Origin of the sequence: Nonomuraea recticatena, from assembly GCF_039533245.1 — a bacterium.
Classification (GTDB): domain Bacteria; phylum Actinomycetota; class Actinomycetes; order Streptosporangiales; family Streptosporangiaceae; genus Nonomuraea; species Nonomuraea roseola.
On sequence record NZ_BAAATE010000026.1, the window covers coordinates 43839 to 66174 of the forward strand.

At 70.3% G+C, this 22336-nt stretch carries 23 protein-coding genes; 10 read left to right on the forward strand and 13 right to left on the reverse strand.

Annotated features, from left to right (window positions below):
• Position 1: 1 nt before the first annotated feature.
• A complete protein-coding gene (locus ABFX50_RS36275) occupies positions 2-274 on the reverse strand; it encodes a hypothetical protein (RefSeq protein ID WP_346152929.1) in 273 nt (90 codons plus the stop codon).
• Positions 275-369: 95 nt separating this feature from the next.
• On the opposite strand from ABFX50_RS36275, the gene ABFX50_RS36280 reads away from it, so the two are divergent.
• The 3 genes from ABFX50_RS36280 (at position 370) to ABFX50_RS36290 (ending at position 2240) form a co-directional block, all read left to right on the forward strand.
• Positions 370-786 (forward strand): PPOX class F420-dependent oxidoreductase, encoded by a 417-nt coding sequence (locus ABFX50_RS36280; protein WP_346152930.1) that lies wholly within the window; start codon positions 370-372, stop codon positions 784-786.
• Between the two features lie 69 nt (positions 787-855).
• Positions 856-1350, forward strand: coding sequence for a hypothetical protein (locus tag ABFX50_RS36285; RefSeq protein WP_346152932.1), 495 nt, complete (start codon positions 856-858; stop codon positions 1348-1350).
• 332 nt (positions 1351-1682) lie between these two features.
• Positions 1683-2240, forward strand: a complete 558-nt coding sequence (locus ABFX50_RS36290; protein WP_346152934.1) for a DUF305 domain-containing protein — start codon at positions 1683-1685, stop codon at positions 2238-2240.
• Positions 2241-2323: 83 nt separating this feature from the next.
• Here ABFX50_RS36290 and ABFX50_RS36295 read toward each other — a convergent pair whose 3' ends face one another.
• Positions 2324-2932 carry a dihydrofolate reductase family protein gene (locus tag ABFX50_RS36295; protein ID WP_346152936.1) on the reverse strand — a complete coding sequence of 203 codons (609 nt, stop codon included), beginning with the start codon at positions 2930-2932 and terminating at the stop codon, positions 2324-2326.
• A gap of 195 nt (positions 2933-3127) precedes the next feature.
• On the reverse strand, positions 3128-3925 hold the full coding sequence (locus ABFX50_RS36300; RefSeq protein WP_346152938.1) for an alpha/beta hydrolase: 798 nt from the start codon (positions 3923-3925) through the stop codon (positions 3128-3130).
• 61 nt (positions 3926-3986) lie between these two features.
• Here ABFX50_RS36300 and ABFX50_RS36305 point away from each other — a divergent pair, with 61 nt between their 5' ends.
• The 4 genes from ABFX50_RS36305 to ABFX50_RS36320 all read left to right on the forward strand — a co-directional run bounded on the left by ABFX50_RS36305 (position 3987) and on the right by ABFX50_RS36320 (position 9396).
• A complete protein-coding gene (locus tag ABFX50_RS36305; RefSeq protein ID WP_346152940.1) occupies positions 3987-4733 on the forward strand; it encodes an IclR family transcriptional regulator in 747 nt (248 codons plus the stop codon).
• Between the two features lie 96 nt (positions 4734-4829).
• Complete coding sequence (glpK, locus tag ABFX50_RS36310) at positions 4830-6287, forward strand: glycerol kinase GlpK (RefSeq protein WP_346152941.1); 1458 nt, start codon at positions 4830-4832, stop codon at positions 6285-6287.
• A 43-nt stretch (positions 6288-6330) separates the two neighbouring features.
• Positions 6331-7884, forward strand: a complete 1554-nt coding sequence (locus ABFX50_RS36315; RefSeq protein ID WP_346152942.1) for a glycerol-3-phosphate dehydrogenase/oxidase — start codon at positions 6331-6333, stop codon at positions 7882-7884.
• Positions 7885-7998: 114 nt separating this feature from the next.
• The gene (locus ABFX50_RS36320; RefSeq protein ID WP_183659479.1) at positions 7999-9396 is read left to right on the forward strand and encodes an MFS transporter; all 1398 of its coding nucleotides are present in this window, start codon (positions 7999-8001) and stop codon (positions 9394-9396) included.
• A 43-nt stretch (positions 9397-9439) separates the two neighbouring features.
• Here ABFX50_RS36320 and ABFX50_RS36325 read toward each other — a convergent pair whose 3' ends face one another.
• Positions 9440-10672 (reverse strand): bifunctional alpha/beta hydrolase/OsmC family protein, encoded by a 1233-nt coding sequence (locus ABFX50_RS36325; protein WP_346153051.1) that lies wholly within the window; start codon positions 10670-10672, stop codon positions 9440-9442.
• Positions 10673-10779: 107 nt separating this feature from the next.
• Here ABFX50_RS36325 and ABFX50_RS36330 point away from each other — a divergent pair, with 107 nt between their 5' ends.
• On the forward strand, positions 10780-11622 hold the full coding sequence (locus ABFX50_RS36330; protein WP_346152944.1) for an SMI1/KNR4 family protein: 843 nt from the start codon (positions 10780-10782) through the stop codon (positions 11620-11622).
• Positions 11623-11748: 126 nt separating this feature from the next.
• Here ABFX50_RS36330 and ABFX50_RS36335 read toward each other — a convergent pair whose 3' ends face one another.
• The 7 genes from ABFX50_RS36335 to ABFX50_RS36365 are packed head-to-tail and all read right to left on the reverse strand — an operon-like array spanning position 11749 to position 19547.
• Positions 11749-12897: a M6 family metalloprotease domain-containing protein gene (locus ABFX50_RS36335; RefSeq protein WP_346152946.1), complete on the reverse strand. Its 1149-nt coding sequence runs from the start codon at positions 12895-12897 to the stop codon at positions 11749-11751.
• A gap of 10 nt (positions 12898-12907) precedes the next feature.
• Complete coding sequence (locus tag ABFX50_RS36340) at positions 12908-14143, reverse strand: alpha/beta fold hydrolase (protein WP_346152948.1); 1236 nt, start codon at positions 14141-14143, stop codon at positions 12908-12910.
• Positions 14144-14172: 29 nt separating this feature from the next.
• A complete protein-coding gene (locus tag ABFX50_RS36345; protein ID WP_346152951.1) occupies positions 14173-15171 on the reverse strand; it encodes an ABC transporter ATP-binding protein in 999 nt (332 codons plus the stop codon).
• On the reverse strand, positions 15168-15965 hold the full coding sequence (locus ABFX50_RS36350; RefSeq protein WP_346152952.1) for an ABC transporter ATP-binding protein: 798 nt from the start codon (positions 15963-15965) through the stop codon (positions 15168-15170). Before ABFX50_RS36350 ends, ABFX50_RS36345 begins: the two co-directional genes overlap by 4 nt.
• A complete protein-coding gene (locus ABFX50_RS36355) occupies positions 15962-16957 on the reverse strand; it encodes an ABC transporter permease (protein WP_346152954.1) in 996 nt (331 codons plus the stop codon). Before ABFX50_RS36355 ends, ABFX50_RS36350 begins: the two co-directional genes overlap by 4 nt.
• The gene (locus tag ABFX50_RS36360) at positions 16954-17877 is read right to left on the reverse strand and encodes an ABC transporter permease (RefSeq protein ID WP_346152956.1); all 924 of its coding nucleotides are present in this window, start codon (positions 17875-17877) and stop codon (positions 16954-16956) included. Before ABFX50_RS36360 ends, ABFX50_RS36355 begins: the two co-directional genes overlap by 4 nt.
• Positions 17874-19547, reverse strand: coding sequence for an ABC transporter substrate-binding protein (locus tag ABFX50_RS36365; RefSeq protein ID WP_346152958.1), 1674 nt, complete (start codon positions 19545-19547; stop codon positions 17874-17876). The genes ABFX50_RS36360 and ABFX50_RS36365 overlap by 4 nt, the downstream gene beginning before the upstream one ends.
• A gap of 131 nt (positions 19548-19678) precedes the next feature.
• Between ABFX50_RS36365 and ABFX50_RS36370 the strand changes: the two genes are divergently transcribed.
• The gene (locus ABFX50_RS36370) at positions 19679-20611 is read left to right on the forward strand and encodes a LysR family transcriptional regulator (protein ID WP_346152960.1); all 933 of its coding nucleotides are present in this window, start codon (positions 19679-19681) and stop codon (positions 20609-20611) included.
• 179 nt (positions 20612-20790) lie between these two features.
• Here the strand turns inward: ABFX50_RS36370 and ABFX50_RS36375 are convergent, their stop codons facing one another.
• Positions 20791-21183 carry a hypothetical protein gene (locus tag ABFX50_RS36375; RefSeq protein ID WP_346152962.1) on the reverse strand — a complete coding sequence of 131 codons (393 nt, stop codon included), beginning with the start codon at positions 21181-21183 and terminating at the stop codon, positions 20791-20793.
• Between the two features lie 404 nt (positions 21184-21587).
• The gene (locus tag ABFX50_RS36380; protein ID WP_346152964.1) at positions 21588-21869 is read right to left on the reverse strand and encodes a GntR family transcriptional regulator; all 282 of its coding nucleotides are present in this window, start codon (positions 21867-21869) and stop codon (positions 21588-21590) included.
• A gap of 118 nt (positions 21870-21987) precedes the next feature.
• Between ABFX50_RS36380 and ABFX50_RS36385 the strand changes: the two genes are divergently transcribed.
• Positions 21988-22275 carry a hypothetical protein gene (locus ABFX50_RS36385; protein ID WP_346152966.1) on the forward strand — a complete coding sequence of 96 codons (288 nt, stop codon included), beginning with the start codon at positions 21988-21990 and terminating at the stop codon, positions 22273-22275.
• Positions 22276-22336 lie beyond the last annotated feature (61 nt).

Below are 22336 nucleotides of genomic sequence, written 5' to 3' on the forward strand. Positions count from 1 at the left end.
CTCACAGCTCGACCCGCGAGGTGCGGGCAGCGGCGGCGGCCAGCGCCGTCAACGGTTCCAGATTGTCGTAGACGAGCCTGTCGATCACGCCGACGGCGTCGAAACCGGCGCGTTGACTGTCGGCCGCCCACTGTCCCAGCGTGGTCATGTCGGTACCGGGCACCGCGGCGGGCAGACCCACGCCGATCCTCATGCGGTCTGTCGTGCCGCGCTCCCCGAACCCCGATCTGCCAGACTCGGAGGCGCCGGCCCTCATGTCGTCCCTGTCAGTCATGCGGCCGAACGTACGCACCATGACCCCTGCGGCTCTTGTACGAATCAGCCGCGCCCGCAGCGGCGGGTGGCGGCACGATCCCGAGGAGAGGCCTCATGTCGTTCACCGACGAGGAGATCGCCTACCTGCGGTCCCAGCCGCTCGCGCGCCTGGCGACCTGTGCCGCCGACGGGCAGCCCGACGTGGTCCCGACCGCGTTCGAGTTCGACGGCGCCCACTTCTGGATCGGCGGAGGTCCGACCGTCGTCGCCACCCGCAAGTTCCGCAACGTCGAGGCGGGCGGCCACCAGGTCGCCCTGGTCATCGACGACCTGGTCTCCCTCGACCCCTTCGTCGCGCGGGGCATCAGGATCTACGGCCATGCCGAGCAGCCGTTCGAACGGGTCGGAATGGTCGGGCCCGGCATCTTCATCCGCATCACCCCGACCGTCTCGTGGAGCTGGAACCTGGCGGGCGAGCCCGTCGGCGACACCTGGTACGAGTCGCGCAAGACCGTCCACAAGAGCGTCTAGGGGGTCTCGGCGGCCCTGGAGCGCCTTGCCGATGTGCGTGGAGGCGTTGTCCGGCACGACGCGCGCACCGTGACCGGGTCACACTCCAGCAGGTCGGCGGCGTGCGGCACACTCAGGCCGGCACCATCACCCCCGGCCCGGCAGCCGGAGGCGCTCCAAGCGCCGCCGTCCGGTACGCGGCAGAGCACGCCCGGGCCGCTGCCGCAGCCCGGCCTGCTGCTCGGTGTCAACTCCACCGTCAGGAGCGCCGGCAGCGACAGCGGCCGCACCGTCGCCGACCGCCTGCGCCGCGTGGACAACAAGCGCATGCAGTTGGCGCGCGACGCGATCAGCACCTTCTGCGCCGACCCCGACGAGGTCGAGGCGCGCGCCCTGCTCGCCTTCTGCACGGCCATCGGCAGCCACTTCCTCGCCGCCGACCACCCCGGCCGCACCCGCGCTCCGGTCATCGCCCGCGCCGCCGACATCATCCTCGACGTCCCGCATGGCAACCCTGGTGCGGAATCCCTCACCAGTTCCCAGGCCGCAGGCCCTGGCCACGCCGGCAACGCCGAGGGCTCATGACGCGCCGGCCAGGCCGAGGCGGCGCGGCGCGCTTCTGATCCCTAGAAGGCGCCCATGAGGAGGTTCGCCGCCGACACCAGCGCTGAACCGGCCATCGCCACGATCAGGACCGCGCAGACGATCTTCACCCAAGGTCGCATGCCTTCATTCTGCTGCGCGACCCCGTCAGGAACCAAGTCGGCCCCGGACCGGCCGAAGCGCTCGCCCCCAGCGACCCGCCGAAGCATTCTTCGGCCCCCGGACAAGCCTCTTCCGGCCGCACCGGGCCGGTCGACCTCCTGATCCAATCTACTAGAGTAGATAGTGAGTAGGGGGCCGTCGCAGGGGGAGTGATGAGGGGATCGCGTGCCGCGACGCGGGTGTCGCGCTGCATCCTGGCGGGGCACGGCCGGATGTCCGGCTCCGCCGCTCCCGCCACCACTCCGGCAGGAACGCCGTCCTTCAACGCCGCGGACGTGATGTTCGCGCAGATGATGATCCCGCACCACGAACAGGCCGTGGAGATGGCCGAGCTGGCCGGGCCGCGCGCGGCCGACACCGAGATCAAGGAGCTCGCCGCCAAGATCAAGGCCGCTCAGGACCCGGAGATCCAGACCATGAAGGGCTGGCTCACCGCCTGGGGCGCGTCCGCGCCCACCGGCGGGATGCACCACGACATGCCCGGCATCATGTCCGAGCAGGACATGAAGCAGCTCAAGGCGGCCAAGGGCGCGGCCTTCGACCGGCGCTTCGCCGAGCTGATGATCGCCCACCACAGAGGCGCGATCGAGATGGCCCGCACCGAGCGGGCGCAGGGCGCCGATCCGGACGCGAAGGAGCTGGCCAGGGTGATCGAGAGCGCCCAACAGGCCGAGATCGCGCAGATGGAGAAAATCCTCGACCGGCTCTGAACTGGAGGGCCTCGCGCCCGGGTCGTCAGGGCCCGGGCGCGCTGCTCCACTATTCTGAATAGTTGGAGCAGTCGCTGTGGACGCTAGACGACGGAGCCGTAGACGGGCTTGCCCGCCCACTCGTAGGTGAGGTACGCCACGCCGGCGTCGGTGGCGGTCGCGCCGGTGAGCTTCAGCCCCGCAGGGGTGGCCCCCTCGGCGAACAGCCGCTTGCCCTGGCCGAGGACGACGGGGAAGACCAGCAGGCGGTACTCGTCGACCAGCTCGGCCTCCTGCAGCGAGCGAATGAGGTCGCCGCTGCCCTGCACGAGGATCTCGCCGTCGGCGCTCCGCTTGAGCTCGGCGACCGTCTGGGCGGCCTCGCCCACCAGGACCTGCGTGTTGCGCCACTCGGCGTTCATCGGCTTCCTGGTGGCGACGTACTTCGCCATGCTGTTGATCTTGGCGCCGCCCTCCTCGTCGGGCACGTGGGGCCAGTGGGAGGCGAGGATGTCATACGACCTGCGGCCCAGCAGCAGGCCGTCCGCGCGCTCGAACTGCTCGCCCATGATGCGGCCGAACCCCTCGTCCACGTGCGGGGGCAGCCATCCGCCGTGCGGGAAGCCGTTGGAGTCGTCCTCGCCAGGCCCGCCGGGGCCCTGCATGACGCCGTCCAACGACACGAAGGTCGAAACCACCAGCCTGCTCGCCATCTTGTTGTCCTTCTCGCGCTATGGGTGGAGCGGATCCGTGGGACCCGCCGTTGCTGTGCCTCCAGCCTGGCGGAGCCCGCTTAAGGATTCCTTACGGCCACCCCTTCGGCCTGGCGAAACCCGCTTAAGGGTTCTTCACGGCCGCCCGGACGGCCGCGTGCCTCCTGCCGCACCAGGCGGGACGGAGGCGAGCGCTCACCCCAGGACGCGGTCGATGAACGCCGTGACCTCGCCCAGCACCTCGTCCCTGTTGGTCTCGTTGAAGACCTCGTGCCGCGCCCCCTGATAGATCACCTCGGTGAGGTTCTCGCCCCTGATCGTCTCGATGCCCGTACGGCTGGCCGACAGCGGCACGAGCTGGTCGTCGGCGCCGTGGATCCACAGGGTCGGCAGCCGCCCGAGGTCACCGCCCTTGGCGATCGTCTCGAAGGCCCTGGAGAACGCCTCCAGCGTCGGCCGCTTGAAAGGGCCGTGCCAGACCAGCGGGTCCTGGGCGTACGCCGTCCCCACGGAGGGGTCACGCGACAGCGTGGCGGGGTCGATGGGGATGTCGGGGATCTCCTCCAGCGCGAGCAGCGCGGGGATCACCTCCCATTCGCCGATCACCGGCCCCGTCAGGACCAGGGCGGCCAGCCCGCTGCCGTAGCGCTGGGCGTGGCGGGTGGCGATCAGGCCGCCCATGGAGTGGCCGATGACCACGACGGGCACTCCCGGGTGCTCGGCCCTGGCGTGCTCCTCCACCGTGCGGACGTCGGTGACGACGTCCTCGAAGTCCTCGATCAGGACGCGCTCGCCGTCCGACCTGCCGTGACCGAGGTGGTCGGGGCCGTAGACCGCGGCGCCGTGCCGTACCAGGACGTCGGCCACGTGCTCGTAGCGGCCGATGTGCTCGCCGTATCCGTGGACCAGCACCACCAGACAGCGCGGCCGCTCGTGTGGCCAGACCCGGGTGGTGATCGTGCCCCGGGTGCCGGTGAAGGAGAGTTCCGTCATGCCCGGAGCGTACGATCTCCCACGGTGTTCGGCAATCCCGAACACGGCTATCGTTGCCGGAGTGGGAGAGACGATTCAATCTGTCGAGAGAGCCGCGGCGATCCTGAGACTGCTCGCCTCCGGCTCGCGGCAGCTGGGTGTGGCCGAGCTGGCCAGGGCCATGGGCCTGCCCAAGGGAACGCTGCACGGCATCCTGCGCACGCTGGTCCACGTGGGCTTCGTGGAGCAGGACGGCGTGACGGGCAAGTACCGGCTCGGCGCCACACTGCTGCACCTTGGCAGCAGCTACCTCGACGTCAACGAGCTGCGTGCCCGCTCGCTGAACTGGGCCGACGGCCTGGCCGGCCGCAGCAGGGAGAGCGTCTGGATCGGCACCTTCCACGAGGGCCAGGTCCTGGTGATCCATCACGTCTTCAGGCCCGACGACAGCATGCAGGTCCTGCAGGTCGGCGCCCACCTGCCGGCCCACGCCACGGCGCTGGGCAAGGTCCTGCTCGCCTTCGACCCCTACGGCGAGGCCCCCCTCCAGCTGGCCGCCTGCACCAAGAAGACGATCCTCACAAGGGAGGCGCTCCACCAGGAGCTCGACCTGGCCAGAGCCAGGGGGTGGGCCGCCGACATGGAGGAGTTCGAGGAGGGCGAGGTGTCCGTCGCCGCCCCGATCAAGGACGGCAGGGGCGTGGCCGTGGGCGCGATCGGCATCAGGGGGGCGGTCGAGCGCCTGGCGGCCGACGGGCGGCTGGACATGGGCTTCGTCTCCTACGTCCGCGACGCCGCCAGGGCCATCAGCAGGGACCTGGCGCGATGAGGCGCGCCACCCCTGTTGACACCAGTCGGCGACCGAATACCATTCCCTTCAGCGTTCGGCATTGTCGAACACTTTGAGAGACATGCGAGGAACCCCGTGCCTCGACAGCACTATGTCGCAGCCATCGACCAGGGCACCACGTCCAGCCGATGCATCGTGTTCGACCAGGGCGGCAACATCATCTCCGTCGCCCAGCGCGAGCATCGGCAGATCTTCCCCCGCCCCGGCTGGGTGGAGCACGACGCCGCCGAGATCTGGGAGGCGGTGCGGGCCGTACTGGACGACGCGGTGGGCGGGCTCGACATCGCCGCGCTCGGCATCACCAACCAGCGTGAGACCACCGTCGTCTGGGACCGGCTCACCGGCGAGCCGGTGAGCCCCGCGATCGTCTGGCAGGACACCAGGACCGATGGCCTGATCCGCTCGCTCGCAAACTCCGAGGAGCTGTTCCGCGAACGGGCGGGGCTGCCGCTGACCACCTACTTCTCAGGCCCCAAGTTGCGCTGGCTGCTGGAGGAGACGCCAGGGCTGCGCGGGCGGGCCGAGCGCGGCGAGGTCCTGTTCGGCACCGTCGACAGCTGGCTGATCTGGAAGCTCACCGGCAGGCACGTCACGGACGTGACCAACGCCAGCCGTACGCTCATGATGAACATCCACACGCTGGCCTGGGACGACGACCTCCTGGCCGTGCTGGACGTGCCGCGGGCGATGCTGCCGGAGATCCGTCCCTCGGTGGAGGTCTACGGCCACCACAGGGGCATCCCCGTGGCCTCCGCCCTCGGCGACCAGCAGGCCGCGCTGTTCGGCCAGACCTGCTTCGCGCCGGGTGAGACCAAGAGCACGTACGGCTCGGGCAGCTTCCTGCTGATGAACACCGGCCACGAGCCGGTCACCTCCAAGCACGGGCTGCTCACCACGGTCGGCTACCAGATCGGCGACGCGCCCGCCACGTACGCGCTGGAGGGCGCGATCGCGGTGACAGGGTCGCTGGTGCAGTGGCTGCGCGACAACCTCGGCCTGATCTCCAGCGCCGCCGAGATCGAGACCCTGGCCAAGACCGTGGACGACAACGGCGGCTGCTACTTCGTGCCCGCCTTCTCCGGCCTGTTCGCCCCGCACTGGCGCTCGGACGCCCGCGGCGTGATCGCCGGGCTGACGGCGTTCGTGACCAAGGGGCACATCGCGCGGGCGGTGCTGGAGGCGACCGCCTTCCAGACCAGGGAGGTGGTCGACGCGATGGACGCCGACGCTGGCCTCGCGCTGACCTCTCTGCGGGTCGACGGCGGCATGACGGCCGACAACCTGCTCATGCAGACCCTGGCCGACGTGCTGGCGGTGCCGGTGATCCGCCCGGTGGTCGCCGAGACCACGGCGCTGGGCGCCGCCTACGCGGCAGGTCTGGCCACGGGTTACTGGCCCGACCTCGACAGCCTGCGCGCCAACTGGCACAGGGCCGCCGAGTGGCGCCCCGTGGCGGGCGGCCCCTCGAGGGAGCGCGACTACCACTACTGGAAGAAGGCCGTGGCCCGCACGCTCGACTGGGTCGAGCAGTGACCGGCCCCCCGCCTGCCCCGCGTTCCCCGAAGGAGACACGTCCATGACCATCGCCACGCGCGGCACCAGAGCCGAGACCCGCGCGGAACTGTCCAGGACCACCTATGACCTGCTCGTCATCGGCGGCGGCATCCTGGGCACCTCAGTGACCTGGATGGCCGCCCAGGCGGGGCTGCGGGTGGCGATGGTGGACGCGGGCGACTTCGCCGGCGCCACCTCCAGCGCCTCCTCCAAGCTGGTCCACGGCGGACTGCGCTACCTGCAGACCGGCAACCTCAAACTCGTCGCCGAGAACCATCGCGAGCGCAGGGCGCTGGCCGCAGACGTGGCTCCGCACCTGGTCACGCCGCTCAGCTTCGTGGTCCCGATCTACAGGGGCGGCCCGCACGGGGCGGCCAAGCTGGGCGCGGGCGTGTTCCTGTACTCGGCGCTGTCGGCCTTCGGCGACGGCCCCGGCAGGGTCGTCACCCCGCAGCAGGCCCTGGCCAGGGTTCCCGCGCTGCGCGCGGAGGGGCTGCGCGCCGCCGCCGTCTACGGCGACCACCAGATGAACGACAGCCGCGTCGCGGTGATGACCGTGCGGGCGGCCGTCGAGGCGGGCGCGGTCGTGCTCAACCACGCCGAGGTGGTCGGCCTGCGTACGGCCCGCGGCACCGTCTCGGGCGCCGAACTGCGCGACCGCCTCGACGGCGGCGAGTTCGGCGTCGACGCCCACCTGGTGCTGAACGCGACGGGGCCGTGGGTGGACCACCTGCGCAGGATGGAGGACCCGGCGGCCGCGCCGAGCATCCGGCTGTCCAAGGGCGCCCACCTGGTCATGCGCCGCCAGGAGCCGTGGAAGGCGGCGCTGACCACGCCGATCGACAAGTACCGGGTCTCGTTCGCCATCCCGTGGGAGGACCACCTGCTGCTGGGCACCACCGACGAGGAGTACGAGGGCGACCCCGCCGGCGTGCGGGCCACCGACGCCGACATCGCGCAGATCCTCTCCGAGGCGGGGCACGCCGTACAGGACTCACAGCTGCGGCGGGAGGACATCACCTACGCCTTCGCCGGGCTGCGGGTGCTGCCTGGCGGGCCTGGCCGGGTGGCCGCCGCCAAGCGGGAGACCGTCGTCACCCGCGGCAGGCGCGGCATGCTGTCGGTGGCGGGCGGCAAATGGACCACCTACCGCCACATCGGCAGGCTCGTCCTCGACATCCTGGCCCATCTGCCCGGCCGCCCCCTCGGCGACGACCTCGCCGCCATCCTGCCCGCCATGCCGCTGCCCGGCCTGGCCAGCCCCGACGCGGTGGCCATGCGCCTGTTCACCGAGCGGGAGCCGGGCGCGAGGATGGACCCGCTGGTGGCCCGCCACCTGGCCGCCCACTACGGCTCGATCGCCTTCGACGTGGCCAGGCTCATCCGCGAGGACCCGAGCCTGGGCGAGCGCATCCACCCGGACGGCCCCGACATCTGGGCCCAGGCGGTCTACGCCCGCGAGCACGAGTGGGCCGCCACCGTCGACGACGTCGTACGGCGCCGCACCACGCTCACCATCCGTGGCCTGGACACCGCCGACGTCCGCGCCCGCGTCGCGGGGCTGCTGACGAGGTAGGCGCAAGCCGGCCTCCCGGGAAGTGAGGCGTTGTCATTTACGTCACTCTCGGCTAGAACCAGATTTTAGAACTTGCTTCTAGCTTTGTCCGATGGCGCAGCGGAGGAGAGTGCGATGGCCGAGGTCGTTGCGGAGAAGCGTCGGCGCATGGGAGCGCCGCCCGCCCGTGGGATCAGCGCGAACGATCCGGCCCCCTACGGGTGGGCGCCCCTGGTGGTCCTGTTCCTGGTCGGCCTGGTCGACAGGGTCGAGCACAGCCTGCTGTCCGGCGTCCTGCCGCTGCTCCAGCGGGAGTGGGGGATCAGCGACACCGCCGCGGGGTCCATCCCGACCGCCGCCGCCATCGCGGCGGCCGCCGTCGCGCTGCCCGCCGGCTACCTGGCCGACCGCTACAGCCGTACCCGCATCATCGCCATCGTCGTCTTCTGCTGGGGGCTGGCGACGCTCGGCTCCGGGCTGGCCGTCGGGTTCGCGATGTTCTTCGCCATGCGGGTCTTCCTCGCGGCCGCCGAGAACATCGACAACCCCGCCTCGGGCAGCCTGCTGGCCGACTACTACCCCCCGCTCACCCGCGCCAAGGCCTACGGCCTGGTACGCATCACCACCTATCTCGGTGGCCTCGGCACCGCGCTCGGCGGCGTGCTGGGCCAGGCGATGGGCTGGCGCGCCACCTTCATGATCATGGCGATCCCTGGGGTGCTGACGGCGCTGCTGGTCTGGTGGCTCAGGGAGCCCTCGCGCGGCTTCCTGGACCGGGTGATCGCCCGCGACTCCGCCCAGCCGCAGCCCGTGCCCGACGCGGTCGGTCCGCGCCCCGAGGAGGTGGAGGGCGTCGCCGCCAGGCTGACCGGCCGCCTGCGCTTCGGCAGGCAGTTCCGCGACGTCCTGAAGATCCCCACCCTCACCATGGTCTGCGTCGGGCTGATGGTGCTCACCCTCGGCCTTGCGGGCATCGCGTTCTGGATGCCGAGCCTGATGGTCAGGGGCTACGGCGTCAGCCCCGGCGCCGCGGCGTCGCTGGCCGGCCTGATCAGCGTGGCGGGCGTCGTGGGCGGCACGCTCATCGGGGCCTGGCTCGGCAGGCGCATGCACGCCACCCGCAAGGGCGGCAGGCTGCTGGTCGGCGGCACCGGCATCACGCTGGGCTCGCTGACGCAGGCCGCGGCCATCTCCATGGACTCCCTGACCATGCTCGTACTCCTGCTGCTGGCCTCCTCGCTGCTGTCGGCGATGGCCATCCCCAACATGACCGCCTCGCTGGCCGACGTGGTCGGCGCCGACTCCCGAGGGCTCGCCTTCGCCGTGCTCCAGCTCTTCATCGCGGCGGGCGCGGCGTTCGGGCCGCTGGTGGTGGGCATCTCCTCCGACAGCAGCGGCTCGCTGGTGACCGCGATGTACATCCTGGTCGTGCCGATGGTGCTGGGCGGGCTGCTCTGCCTCGCGGCGCGCGGCTTCTTCGAACGCGACGCCCAGAGGGTCCTCGACGCCGCTCGTGAGGAGGCGGGCCGATGACCGGGATCGTGCGGGAACAGCTCGGTCTTGCCGCCGAAAACCTCTAAGAATCGCCAGGCGCTTCCACCGTCTCGATGACCACCTCCGACGTGAGCGTGCGATGCACGGGGCACTTGTCGGCGATCTCGAGGAGCCTGCGGCGCTGAGCCTCGTCCAGCGGGCCTTCCAGCAGGATCTCCCGCTCGATCTTGTCCAGCGTTCCGGCCTCGGTCTCGCAGTCGGCGCAGTCCTTGGCGTGGATGCGCCTGTGGCGCAGCCGTACCGTCACCCCCTGCAGCGGCAGCCGCTTGCGGTCGGCGTACATGCGGATGGTCATGGACGTGCACCCGCCCAGCGCGGCGAGCAGCAGGTCGTACGGCGTGGGCCCGGCGTCGGCGCCGCCCACCGAGAGCGGCTCGTCCGCGGTGAGCCGGTGGCGGCCCGCGGTGATCTCCTGGGTGTAGCGGCCGACCTCCCTGACCTCCACGACCCCGTCAGGCTGCTCGGACGGCGGCGCGGCGGGCGCGTCCACGTAGCGGCTCGCCCAGGCGGCGATCACGGTGGCCGCGTAGGCCGAGTCGGCGTCGGCGCTCAGGAGATGGTCGGCGCCGTCGAGCGAGACGAACGACTTGGGATGGCGGGCGGCCTCGAAGATCGTCCGGGCGTGGTCGACGCCCACGATCGCGTCCGTGGGCGCATGCATGACGAGCAGCGCCCTGCGCAGGTTCGCGATGCGCTCGCGCTGCGGCTGGGAGGCGATGTCGTCAAGGAAGGCGCGGCTGACGCGGAACCTCCTGCCCGCCAGGCTCACCTCCGCCGCCCCTGTGGCCTCGGCCAGGGGAGCGTCGGGGAACAGCCCCGCCACATGGGAGGGATCGGCGGGCGCGCCGATGGTCACCACCGCCCGCGACTCCTGGATCCTCTCCGCCGCGGCCAGGACCGCCGCCCCGCCCAGCGAGTGCCCGATGAGCAGGGCAGGCGGCGCGAGGGTGGCCCGCAGGTGGTCGGCGGCCCTGACGAGGTCCTCGATGGTGGAGGTGAAGTCCGTGTTGCCGAAGTCGCCGCCGGACTGGCCGAGCCCGGTGAAGTCGAAGCGGAGCACGGCGATGCCGAGCCTGGCCAGTCCGCGGGCGATGTGGGAGGCGGCGTGGACGTCCTTCCCGCAGGTGAAGCAGTGCGCGAACAGCGCGACCGCTCCGGGCGGGCCTTCGGGCAGCTCCAGCCTGCCCGCCAGAGGGATACCGGCTGATCCGGTAAAGGTCACGCGTTCGCTGCGGATCTGTCCGCCCTGTCCCATCACAGGGGAGAGCCTAGGCAATGGTGCGCGACAGGGCGTCGACCGCCTCGTCCGCCCTGGGCCGCGGCCGATCTCGGACGCGTGCGGCCTCGGTAGACTCGCGGGCCATGACGACGATCGACGACCTGGTCGCTCTCGTCCCGCCGCCCACCGAACCGGTCGACGCGCGAGGCGACTGGCATGAGGTCGAAGCGGCTCTCGGACTCGCGCTGCCCGCCGACTTCAAGGCGCTCATCGAGCGATACGGGCTCGGCCAGTTCGTCGACCACATCACGCCGCTCACCCCGTTCGGCGCCCACGGCCTGCTGATCGAGCGCGCTCAGGGACTGCTCGGCAGAGAGCGGCCCTTCCGCGAGAAGTATCCGGCCGAATGTCCTTACCCCTTCTATCCCGAGCCCGGCGGACTGCTGGAATGGGCCGGCACCGACAACGGCGACGCGCTGTGCTGGCTGACCGAGGGAGAGCCCGACGACTGGCGCGTCGTGGTCTGGAATCCACGCGCCGTCGCCTACGACGAGCACGAGGCAGGCGCGGCGCGCTTCCTCCACGGCTGGTTGGGCGGGCGGATCTCCACGCGGATCCTGTCCGACGAGTTCAGGCAGGCGGGGCTGTGGTTCGAGCCGTTCCGCGTCCGCGAGCACGTCACCCTGACGCTGTCGGACAGCGCGCTGCCGTACGACGAACGGCTGCGGATCCTGCGCGAGGCGCTCGCGCCCACGGAGCACAGAGGCGGCTACGAGGACGAGGACGGCGACCGGCAGGACCACTTCGCCGCCACGCACCTCGGGTGGCGCCTGACCTACGCGTCGGACTTCGACCACCAGATCCTGGCCGCCTTTCCGCCCGAGGACGAGCAGCGGGCCAGGGTCACGCTGTACGACACCGCTCGCCGTATGGGCTGCAGGGTACTGTCGGCCACCACGCGCCTCGGAGAGCCTGTCTGGACCTAGCGGCGCCTGCTGGGCGTCATGGCGGCCGATCCAGAAGCTCGGGCGTAGCGGCCACCCGGCCAGCGAGATGATCGACAGATTGAGTCGTGGCAAGTGCGGAGAGTCGCCCCACGTGGGTGACAGGGGTTACGCACGAAGCCGCTCGACACGCACGACGTCGCCCCTGACCTCGACGCGCACCTTCGCCGACCCGTCGGTGAAGACCTCGCCCGAGCCGTAGGCGCCGTCGTCGAGGGCGTGGCAACCGGCCGAGGGGATGGCGTCGGGCTTGGCGTCCATCACGCGGATGGGCCCCTCTCCCGTGGCTACCGCCGAGTCGATCTTGTAGATCACCATCCCGCCCGAGCACGCGCTTCCCTTTCGCGACTCGATCGCGTAAGCGCTCGTCTCGCCGGTCTTGACCACGACGAGCTTGCGCCCGCCAGGCCGCTCGACGGGGGTGAGCCGGTAGCTTCCGCCGGAGGCGGGCACGCACGCCACCTGGCCGTCGGAGATCCAGCCGAGCTTCCACGCGTGCCACGCGAAGGGCTGCGGCGACGGGCCGCTGATCAGCCCCATCACGTCCCAGCCGCCGACGAAGCGGTGATAGTCCGGTCCGGCGAAGGAGTAGAGGTCGGGCAGGCCGAAGATGTGGCCGGTCTCGTGCGCGAGCACCTTGTGCCCCCAGCGCCACATGTCCTGGCCGAACGTGACGCCCCACTTCACCTCGGCGCCGTCGGCGACCACGCCGCTCTGGGCCGGGTCCCACAGGTAGGTCGGCGAGAAGGTCACCGCCGCTGCGTTCCGTGAAGGGACGATGTAGACGATGTCGTAGAGAGAGAAGTCCACGTCGGCGTCGGCCGCGGCCACCGCCTGCCGGACGTAGAGCCGGTGCTGTTCGTAGCTGATGCCCCTCTCGAAGCCGTAGGTGGTGCTGTCCTGCGGCATTCTGAACCACTTGCGCACGGGGGTGATGCTCAGCCGCGCCTTGCCGTACGAAGCGGCGGCGAGCCACTGCTGGGCGGGCGCGAAGTGATCGGCGTACTGCGCGGTGCCGCTCTCGGCGGGCGCGTCGGGGAAGTCGACGAACAGCATGACGGACCTGATCCGGCCGGTCGCGGCGCGGAACTGCCGGTGGTCGGTGTCGTGGCCCTCGTCGGTCCAGCCGGTACGGCCGGGCAGAGCGCAATCCGCGGCGCGGGCCTCGGTGGCTTGGGGCTCGGCGCCGTGGGCGGACGCGGGGAGGGCGAGGACGGACGCGGCGAGCGCGGTCGCCAGCACTAATGGACGCAGCATCGGAGGCCTTTCAGATCGCTAGTTCCATGAGACGGGCGAGCACCCGCTCGCCCGAGGCGGTGACCCCGTCGTGCTCCCACTCGTTGGTGACCCAGGCGCGCACGTTGCCGACGGCCTGGACGGTCTCCAGCGACAGGCCGGCGTCGACGTACATGTCGTCGTGGTAGACCACGGCTGCGACCGGCACCTGGTTGGTGGCCAACCGGTCGAGGTCGTAGAGCGCGGGCCAGTCATCCACACGGGCGAGCTGGTCGGCGGCCTCGGCGAAGGGGCGCAGCGCCGCCACCTCCTCGAACATCCAGGGGTAGATCATCTCTCCGGTGAACAGCAGCGAGTCGGCGGCACGGCCGAAGTGGGGGAAGTCGGCCAGGGCCCGCTCGGCCGCCCAGGCGGTGGGCTTGGCGCCCTGGCCGTAGATGCTCTCCTGCAGCACCGCGAAGAGCGGGTTGCCGGTGAAGCCAGTGAGCTGCATGACCTGGTAGAGGAAGTCGTGCGACAGCTCGTCGCCGTCGAAGGCGTCCTCGACCAGCCAGTGCACCCGTTCGAACCCGTTTCCCATGCCGAAGGCCAGGCCGAGCGTCCTGAACCTGTGCGGGGTGAGCAGGTCGCCGTCGGGCAACCTGACCCCGCCCTCGTGCAGCCGGTCGAGGATGCGCCTGACCCGGCCGGTGTCGGCGGGATAGCGGGAGTAGTACTGCCTGACCTTGGCCGCGACCCTCGGGTAGGTACAGGCGTAGACCTCGTCGGCGGTGGCGGTCAGGCCGGGCAGCCCGCCTGTGACGTAGCAGGCCTTCAGCGCCTCGGGCGCCGTCGACAGGTATGTCATCGTCAGGAAGCCGCCGTAGCTCTGGCCCAGTGTCTCCCACCGCTCGACGCCGAGCCGCCGGCGGATCAGCTCGCAGTCGGCCACGATCGAGTCGGCCCTGAAGTGCCGCAGGTACCCGGCCAGGTCGCCGACCCGCTCAGGGGTGCGCGGGGTGGCAGGGGTACTGCGTCCCGTGCCGCGCTGGTCGAGCAGCAGCACCCGGTGCGTCCTGAGCGCGTGACCGAGCCAGCCGTCCGCGCCCAGCGGCCTGGGCGAGCGACCACCTGGACCGCCCTGCAGGTAGAGCAGCCATGGCAGGTTCTCCCCTGCCCGCGCGGCGTCGGCCACCTCGCGGGCGAACACCTCGATCGAAGGGCCGCCGGGATCGGTGTGGTCGAGCGGGACGGGGAAGACGTGGTCGGCCAGGTGAAGCCTGGTCACGGGGCTCCTTTCGCCGGTTGCGGACCCGCTCATCGGGCTCCGTCGCGGGAGAGATCGACAGAGGTGTCGAGGGGGAAATGACAGGCGACCCGATGGCCGGGCGCGCCTTCTGCCAGCGCGGGCCGCTCCAGCGCGCATCTCTCGGCCGCTCTCGGGCACCGGGTGCGGAAAGGGCAGCCGCTGGGCGGGTTCGCAGGGCTGGGCAGGTCACCGGAGAGCACGACGCGGGGCCTGGCCCGCTCGATCCTCGGGTCGGGGATCGGTACCGCGGCCAGCAGCGCGGCCGTGTACGGGTGGGCCGGATGAGCGAACAGCTCGTCACGGTCGGCGATCTCCACGACCGTGCCGAGGTACATCACCGCGATCCTGCCGCACACCTGGCGCACGGCGCCGAGGTCGTGGGCGATGAACACGTAGCTGAGCTCGAACTCCTCCTGCAGGTCGCGCAGCAGGTTGAGGATCTGTGCCTGTACGGAGACGTCGAGTGCGGACACCGGCTCGTCGCAGACGACCAGCTTCGGGTGAAGGGCCAGCGCGCGGGCGATGCCGATCCGCTGGGCCTGGCCGCCGGAGAACTGGTGGGGCAGCCGTTCGGCGTGCTCCGGGCGCAGCCCCACCCGTCGCAGCAGCTCGGCGATCTGGCCTGGCTCGGGCTTGAGGCCCTGGTAACGGAAGGGCGCCGACAGGATCGTTTCGACGGTCATGCGGGGGTTCAGAGAGGAGAACGGATCCTGAAAGATCATCTGTAGGTCGCGGCGGACCGGGCGCAGGGTGGCCTCGCCCATCGTGGTGATGTCGCGCCCGTCGAAGCGGATCGTGCCTCCGGTCGGATCGGCCAGCCGGGTGATCAGCCTGGCCGTGCTCGACTTGCCGCAGCCGGACTCGCCGACCAGGCCGAGCGTCTCGCCCCGCCGTACGGTCAGGGAGACGCCGTCGACCGCGGTCAGGTGGCCGGTGACGCGGCGGGTCAGTGGGTGGCGTATGGGGAAGCGCTTGACCAGGCCTTCGGCTTCCAGCAGGGGGGTCACAGGGTCTCCAGACGGTCGGGCACGGGCCGGTCGATCCTGGGGACGGCGGCCAGCAGGCGGCGGGTGTACGGCTCACGCGGGTCCTCGAACAGCGCGTGCACCTCGCCCCGTTCGACGGCCCGCCCGCCGTACATGACGACGACCTCGTCGGCCGTCCCCGCGACCACGCCGAGGTCGTGCGTGATCAGCAGGACGGCGGTGCCGTACTCCGCGCGCAGCGTGTCGAGCAGAGCGAGAATCTGCGCCTGCACGGTCACGTCGAGCGCGGTCGTCGGCTCGTCGGCGATGATCAGCTCGGGCTCCAGGCACAGTGCCATCGCGATCATCACGCGCTGCCGCATGCCCCCGGAGAACTGGTGCGGGTAGTCGCGGGCGCGCCGCTCCGCTTCGGGGATCCCGACGCGATCCAGCATCCGGACCACGGTCGCCCGCGCCTGCTTCCTGCTGGTACGGCGGTGCGCCCGGTAGGCCTCGGCGATCTGGAAGCCGACCGGGTAGTAGGGGTTGAGCGACGACAGCGGATCCTGGAAGATCATCGCCAGCCGGTCGCCGCGCAGCCTGCGGACGGCCCGCCGGTCGCTCCCGAGTAGTTCCTGGCCGTCGAACCAGATCTCACCGCTGGTCGTGGCGCCGTTGAGCAGCCCCATGACGGCGAGGCTGGTCACCGACTTGCCGCAGCCCGACTCGCCGACCAGGCCGAGCACGCGTCCTCGTTCCAGGCTGAAGGACAGGCCGTCCACGGCCCTGGTCTCGCCGAAGGAGACCCTGAGGTCCTTGACGTCGAGCAGTGTCATGAGGTCCCCAGCCTGATCCGCGGGTCGAGCACCGCGTAGAGCAGGTCCACGATCACGTTCGCGAAGACGATGAAGGCCGCGGCGAACAGCGTCACGCCGAGGATCACCGGCTGGTCCGAGCTGTTGATCGCGTCGGCGGCCAGCTTGCCCACACCGGGCAGGCCGAACACCGACTCGGTGATCAGCGCGCCACCGAGCAGCGCGCCGAGGTCCATGCCGAAGACGGTCACGATCGGGGTGAGCGTGGGCCGCAGCGCGTGGCGCCGTACGACGGTGCGTTCGGGCAGGCCCTTGGCCCGGGCGGTGCGGACGAAGTTCTGGTTCAGCGCGCCGATCAGCTCCGTGCGCGTCAGCCGGGCGTACATGCCCGCGTAGAGCGCGGCCAGCGCGATCCACGGCATCAGCATCGAGGCGAACCAGCCGGCCGGATCCTCCAGCAGGCCGACCGCCCTCGGATAGGGCAGGACTTCGAACACCACGACGAGGAGGTACTGCAGGACGAGCGCGGTGAGGTAGATCGGCAGAGAGATGCCGCCGAGCGCCGCGCCCATCGCCGTCCTGTCCCACCACGAGCCCTTGCGCAGCGCGGCGAGCACACCTGCGCCGACGCCGACGAGCAGCCACAGCACGGCGGCGCCGACCGCGATGGACGCGCTCACCGGCAGTCTGCTGACCAGGAGTTCCTGCACGGGCACGTTGGTCTGGAAGCTGAAGCCGAGACAGGGAAAGGGGCACTCGACCGCGGTCGGTCCCGTGCCGTAGGTGCGCCCGGCGAAGATGCCCCGCACATACGAGGCGAACTGCTCGGGGATCGGCGTGTCGAGGCCGAGCTGGCCGCGGATCTGCTCGATCCGCTCGGGGGTGCAGGCCTTGCCGCACGCCTTCTGCGCGGGGTCGTCCGGCGCGATATAGAAGATCGTGAAGGTGAGCGCGCAGATGACCAGCAGGATCGCGGCGGCCGCGCCGAGCCGTTTGAGAAGATAGACGATCATCGGAGGTCTCCGAGCGCGTCGCCGACCACGTTGAACGCCAGCACGGTGACCAGCAAGAACAGGCCGGGGACGAGGAAGTAGACAGGATCGGCCGCGTACCAGGGCACGGCCGAGGCGATCATCTGGCCCCACGAGGGCGTCGGCGGGCGCACCCCGACCCCCAGGAAGGACAGGCCCGCCTCGGTGGCGATGTAACCGGGGATCGACAGCGTCGCCACGACCAGGATCGGCCCGGTGAGGTTGGGCAGGACCTCCCTGAACAGGATCGCCCTCCGGGTCGCCCCCAGCACCCTCGCGGCCTCGACGAACTCCCTGCCCGCCAGCGCCATGGCCTGGCCGCGGACGATCCTGCCGATGTACGGCCAGCCGAACAGGCCGAGTACGGCGACCAGCATCAGCTCCCTGTTGCCGTCGGGGGCGACGGACATGAGGGCGATCATGAAGATCAGGCTCGGAAAGGACATCAGCAGGTCCATCAGGCGGCCGATCACCATGTCGGCCCAACCGCCCTGGAATCCGGCGACGAGGCCGAGCACGGTGCCGATCGTGGTGGCCAGCAGGGTGGCCAGCAGGGAGATCAGCAGTGAGAGGCGGGCGCCCCAGACGACGCGGGCGAGCACGTCGCGGCCCGTGGCGGGTTCGACGCCGAGCGGGTGTTCGGCGCTGATACCGCCCCACGGACCCTTCGGCAGGCCACCCAAGGCGGGGTCGATCGCCTCGGGGTGGAACTCGGTGGGCGACTGACCGGTGAGGGCGGTGATCAGGGGAGCGCCGAGGGCCATGAGCACGAGCAGCGCGATGACCGTGACACCGGCGGTGGCGGCGCGGTCGGCCAGGATGCGCCGGGCGAGCTGGCGGGCCGGTGAGACGGCGACGGCGGGTTCGGCCACCGGTATGTCGGCCGCCCGGATGAGCGTCATCGGGCACTCTTGAGGCCGACCGTGGCGAGGTCGACCCGCCCGACGAAGGCGACGTGCCCGTAGGCGCCGGTCACGTTCCCCCCGGTGAGGAAGGCCGATTTGTCCCACAGGAACGGCACGACCGGCGCGTCCCGCATGATCCGGGTGGCCAGTTCGCCGTAGGCGGTCGCGGCGGCGGCGGCGTCCGTCATCGCGGCGATCTCGTCGAAGCGCTTGTTGACCTCGGTCGAGTCGTAGTGTGCCCGGTTCTGGTTGCCCTGCTTGACGATGAACCGTCCGTCGAGAACGTTCGGCAGGTATGTCGAGGCTCCCGTCCAGTCCGGCGTCCAGCCGTCGATGACCAGGTCATGCTGGTGACTGGCGTTGCCGACCGTGCTCCAGAACGCCGACGAGCTGATCTCATTGATCTTCACCCGAATGCCGGCCCGGCCGAGCGAGGCCTGGATCGCCTCGCCCTGCGCCTTGCCGCCGGGCGTGGCAGGGGCGTCGAGGACGAGGTCGATGCCGGAGGCGAACCCCGCCTCGGCGAGCAGCGCTTTGGCCTTGGCCACGTTGGCAGGGTACGGATCCTCCTTGCGGTGGCCAGGGATCGCCGGCGGCAGGAGGGTGGTCGCGATGTCACCCGCGATGGGCCCGCCGCGCACGGTGCGCAGCGCCTCCTTGTCCAGCGCGTAGGCGATCGCCTGCCGTACCTTCACCTGGTCGAGCGGCTTCCTGCTGGTGTTGAGCGAGAGGAATCTCGTGTTGATCGACTCGCCGGTGACCAGGCGTTCCTTGAGCGCCGGGTTGGTGAGCACCTGGGCGACGGAGGCGGCGCCGATCGGCTCGAACTGCACGGCGTCGGCGTCCTCGCCCTGTCCCGCGATCATCCGCTGGTCGATCACGGCGGGATCGAGGTTGAGGTCGATGACGATGCGGTCGGGAAGTCCCTTGCGCACGGTGTCGGTCGAACGGTCCCAGTGCTCGTTGCGGACGAGTTCGATCCGCTTCTTCGGTTCGAACTTCTCGATCTTGTATGGTCCCGAGGAGAAGGGGCGGTTGTCGTAGGCGACGCCGGCCTCCTTGTCCTTGGGCACGGGCGCGAAGAACGGCATCGAGACGGCCGAGCCGAAGTCGGCGACCGGCCTGTTCAGCCGGAACACGATCGTCCGGTCGTCGGGTGTCTCGATCGACTTCAGGCCCTCTCCGTTGAGCGGGCCCTTGTACGTGTCGCCGCCCCGCAGCCACATCCGCGCGTACGGCGGGCCCTCGGGGAACTCGGGGGCGAAGGTGCGCTCGACGCCGTACTTGATGTCCTTGCTGGTGATCGGGCGCCCGTCTTCGAACTTCACGCCCTCCTTGAGGGTGAAGGTCCAGGTCCTGGCCCCATCGGTGGGAGTGCCGAGATCGGTCGCCAGGTCGGGGACGATTTCGCCGCCCGCGGGACCGGGCGCCGCGGCGTTGGTGGTGAGCGTGCGGTAGATCAGCCTGCCGACGTCCATCGACGAGGTGACGTAGTTGCGCGCCGGGTCCAGATGCTCGAGGTCAATGCTGGCCAAGACGTGCAGCACGCCGGCCTTCGCGCCAGCCGTGCCCTGCGGAGCCGAAGCCGTACCGCCGCCCTGACCGCAGCCGCTTGCGACACCGGCGAGACCGATCATGAGCGCGACCAGGGCACGTTTTCCTGACATGTCGCTCCACCTTCCGTTGCGCGTCACTGCCATATGAAATGGCACACATCGTTATGGGCCTCCCGAGTGGGTCGATAGTCATCCATCCGTTCACCAGGACGAAAGCTCCTATTTCCCCATAACATTGGGTTATGGACCTGGAGATTCGGCACCTGCGCGTCATCTGCGCCATCGCCGAGTCCGGCAGCCTGACGCGAGCAGCCAAGACGCTGCGGCTGTCCCAGCCCGGCCTCACCGCGCAGCTGCGCCGCATCGAGACCATGCTCGGCGGCACGTTGTTCGAGCGGGCCCCGCAGGGCGTGCGGCCCACCGCGTTCGGCGAACTCGTGCTGGCCAGATCACGAGCCGTCCTGCCCGCCATCGACGACCTGGTCTTCGGGCTCCGCGCGCCCGCCCCGAACAGGGCGCTGCGGATCGGCACGGTGAACGCGCCGCTGCTGGCCGGGCTCCTGACGTGGCTCGACGCCGCCCAGCCCGAGGCTGTGGTCACCACCGTCACCCGCGGAGCGTCGACCAGGCTCGTCGAACTGGTCGAGGCCGCCCAGCTCGAGCTCGCGGTCGTGGGCGACTGCCCCGGCTTCGAGCTCGCGGCCCGCCCCAGCGTCGTCATGCAGCCGGTGGCCACCGAACCGGTCTTCGCGATGATGGCCGTCGGCCACCCGCTCGCGGAAAAGACCGAGGTCACCCTCGCGGAGCTGGCCGCCGAAGACTGGATCGCGCCACCGCCCGACGACGACCGGATCAGGGAGTACTGGGCGACGATCTTCCATGACGCGGGGCTCACCATGCGGGTTCGGCACGAGGTGGAGGGGCCGGTCCTGCTCGACCTCGTGCTCGCGGGGCGGGGAGTCAGCCTGTGCCAGGCGACCTCCCGCCAGTTGCCCGGTCTTGCGATCAAGCCGATCGCCGGCAACCCCCTCTGGTACCGGCACCTGCTCGCGTGGCACCGCGACGGACCTTTCACCGCGGAAGCCGCCGAGGTCATCGAGCACGCCCGGCGCGCCTACGACGAGGCGAGCAGGCGCAACGACGCCTACACCGCGTGGCGGTGGCCCCGTTCCTGATCAGGTCCTGCGGCGTCCCGCCCGTACCGGCATGTGCGGGGGCTTCCGACGTGGGTCACGGGGCGGAGCGCTCGGGCTGGTCAGAACCTTGATCGTTGGCAGGTGGTCGTCCGTCAGCGGGAGACCCAGCCGACACCCCGATCGTGCTGCTCTTTCGTGTGTCCTACCAGAGGTGTGTCCTACCAGAGGGTGGACGGGCCCGCGACGACCCAGCCGGCGTCGGTGGGCTTGACCCAGAAGCCCAATGACACCTCGATCATCCGCGCGCGGTAGGTGACCTCGACGTAGCAATGGCTGCCGGTGTGGCCCCAGTTGAAACCTCCGAGATCGAGTTCGCAGAGCCAAGACAGGTCCTGCTCCCACTCGTCGGCAGCACGGCTGCCACTCGCCTCGTCCGCATCGGCGCTCGCTCCAACCGAGCCGGACCATAGCGACTTGAGCACATGCCGGACCGACGAGTGATCGACGAGCTGTTCGGCCTCAGGGATCTTCCCAGCTCGGAGCAGGCTGAAGTAACGGCGAACGACCGCTTCGACGTCGGTCTTGGCAGGGCGCTCCGTCCAGATCCTCACCGCGAGATCATAAAGGTCGGATGAGGCCACTGAGCGGGCGGTGGGGGCTGGCGTGGGGCGGTCTGCGGCGCTTCCCCGAGCACCCCTGATCCCACGCCGGCCCCGTGACCTGCGACTTCAGGACATCGGGCAGCGTGCCGCCCATCACCGCAAGCCGGACACCCACCGGGTGGCTCCCCGTTTGGCTCCCGAAGATCGAAAAAGGGGCTCCGGAGAATCTCCGAAACCCCTGCCGACCAGCGATAATCTGGTCGGGACGACAGGATTTGAACCTGCGACCCCTTGGCCCCCAGGCACATCATGGAAGGGCGGGATCATGGACGATTCCCGCCCTGACCTGGGCGCATGGTCCATGGTGATCCACCGTCGTCCGGTCCTGTCCGGGGTGATTGTCACTCAGTTAGTCACGCAGTATCCGTGCCCTTCGCATGCTCGGACTCGATCTCCTGACGTTCTTCGGGGGTTGTCACGAAGCTGCCCATGCCGGGCTCCGTACGGATCAAGCCGTCTGCCCGGAGTGCCCGCATGACCTTCTGGCCGGTGGCGTTGGCGATGCCGAACTCTTCAATAAGGTCGATCAGAGACGGGATTCGCTCCCCAGCCTCGTACTCACCCGAGCGTATGCGCTCCGCGATGATCGCGTGCACCTGCCGCCACCTGGGTTGATTCGCCTTCAACTCCACCATTCGAGCAACGTTAGGTAGCTACCGCGCGCCATGGCGATGGACAGCGCGCTAGGTGCGCTATAGCGCGCTATAGCTTTATTGGCTTAAGATGCGGGCATGACCGCTTCGGAGACCAGTCGTGATCAAGCTTGACGGCTGCCTGAGCCCACACGTGGCCATGCCACAGCGCAACCGTGTGCCCGTGGACTGGCGACTGCCCTGCGCTGGGCTTGAGCGGGTGCGGACGCTGCTCTGGACGTGCGCGTGCCGGGCGACCATCTACGAGCTGTGTACGGGCGGCGGGCAAGCGTTCATCCGCCGCACAACCCAGCTTGAAGGCGAGTTCGACGTGCACGAAACGTCACCGATGTCGATCAGCGAAGCTCGGGCGCTCTGGGCAGATCTGCTGTGCGGGGTCGCCCGATAGGGGGGTGTGGCGGTGTGGGTTCTGGAGGGACGGCATCGCCACACCCACCCTCTCCTGATCT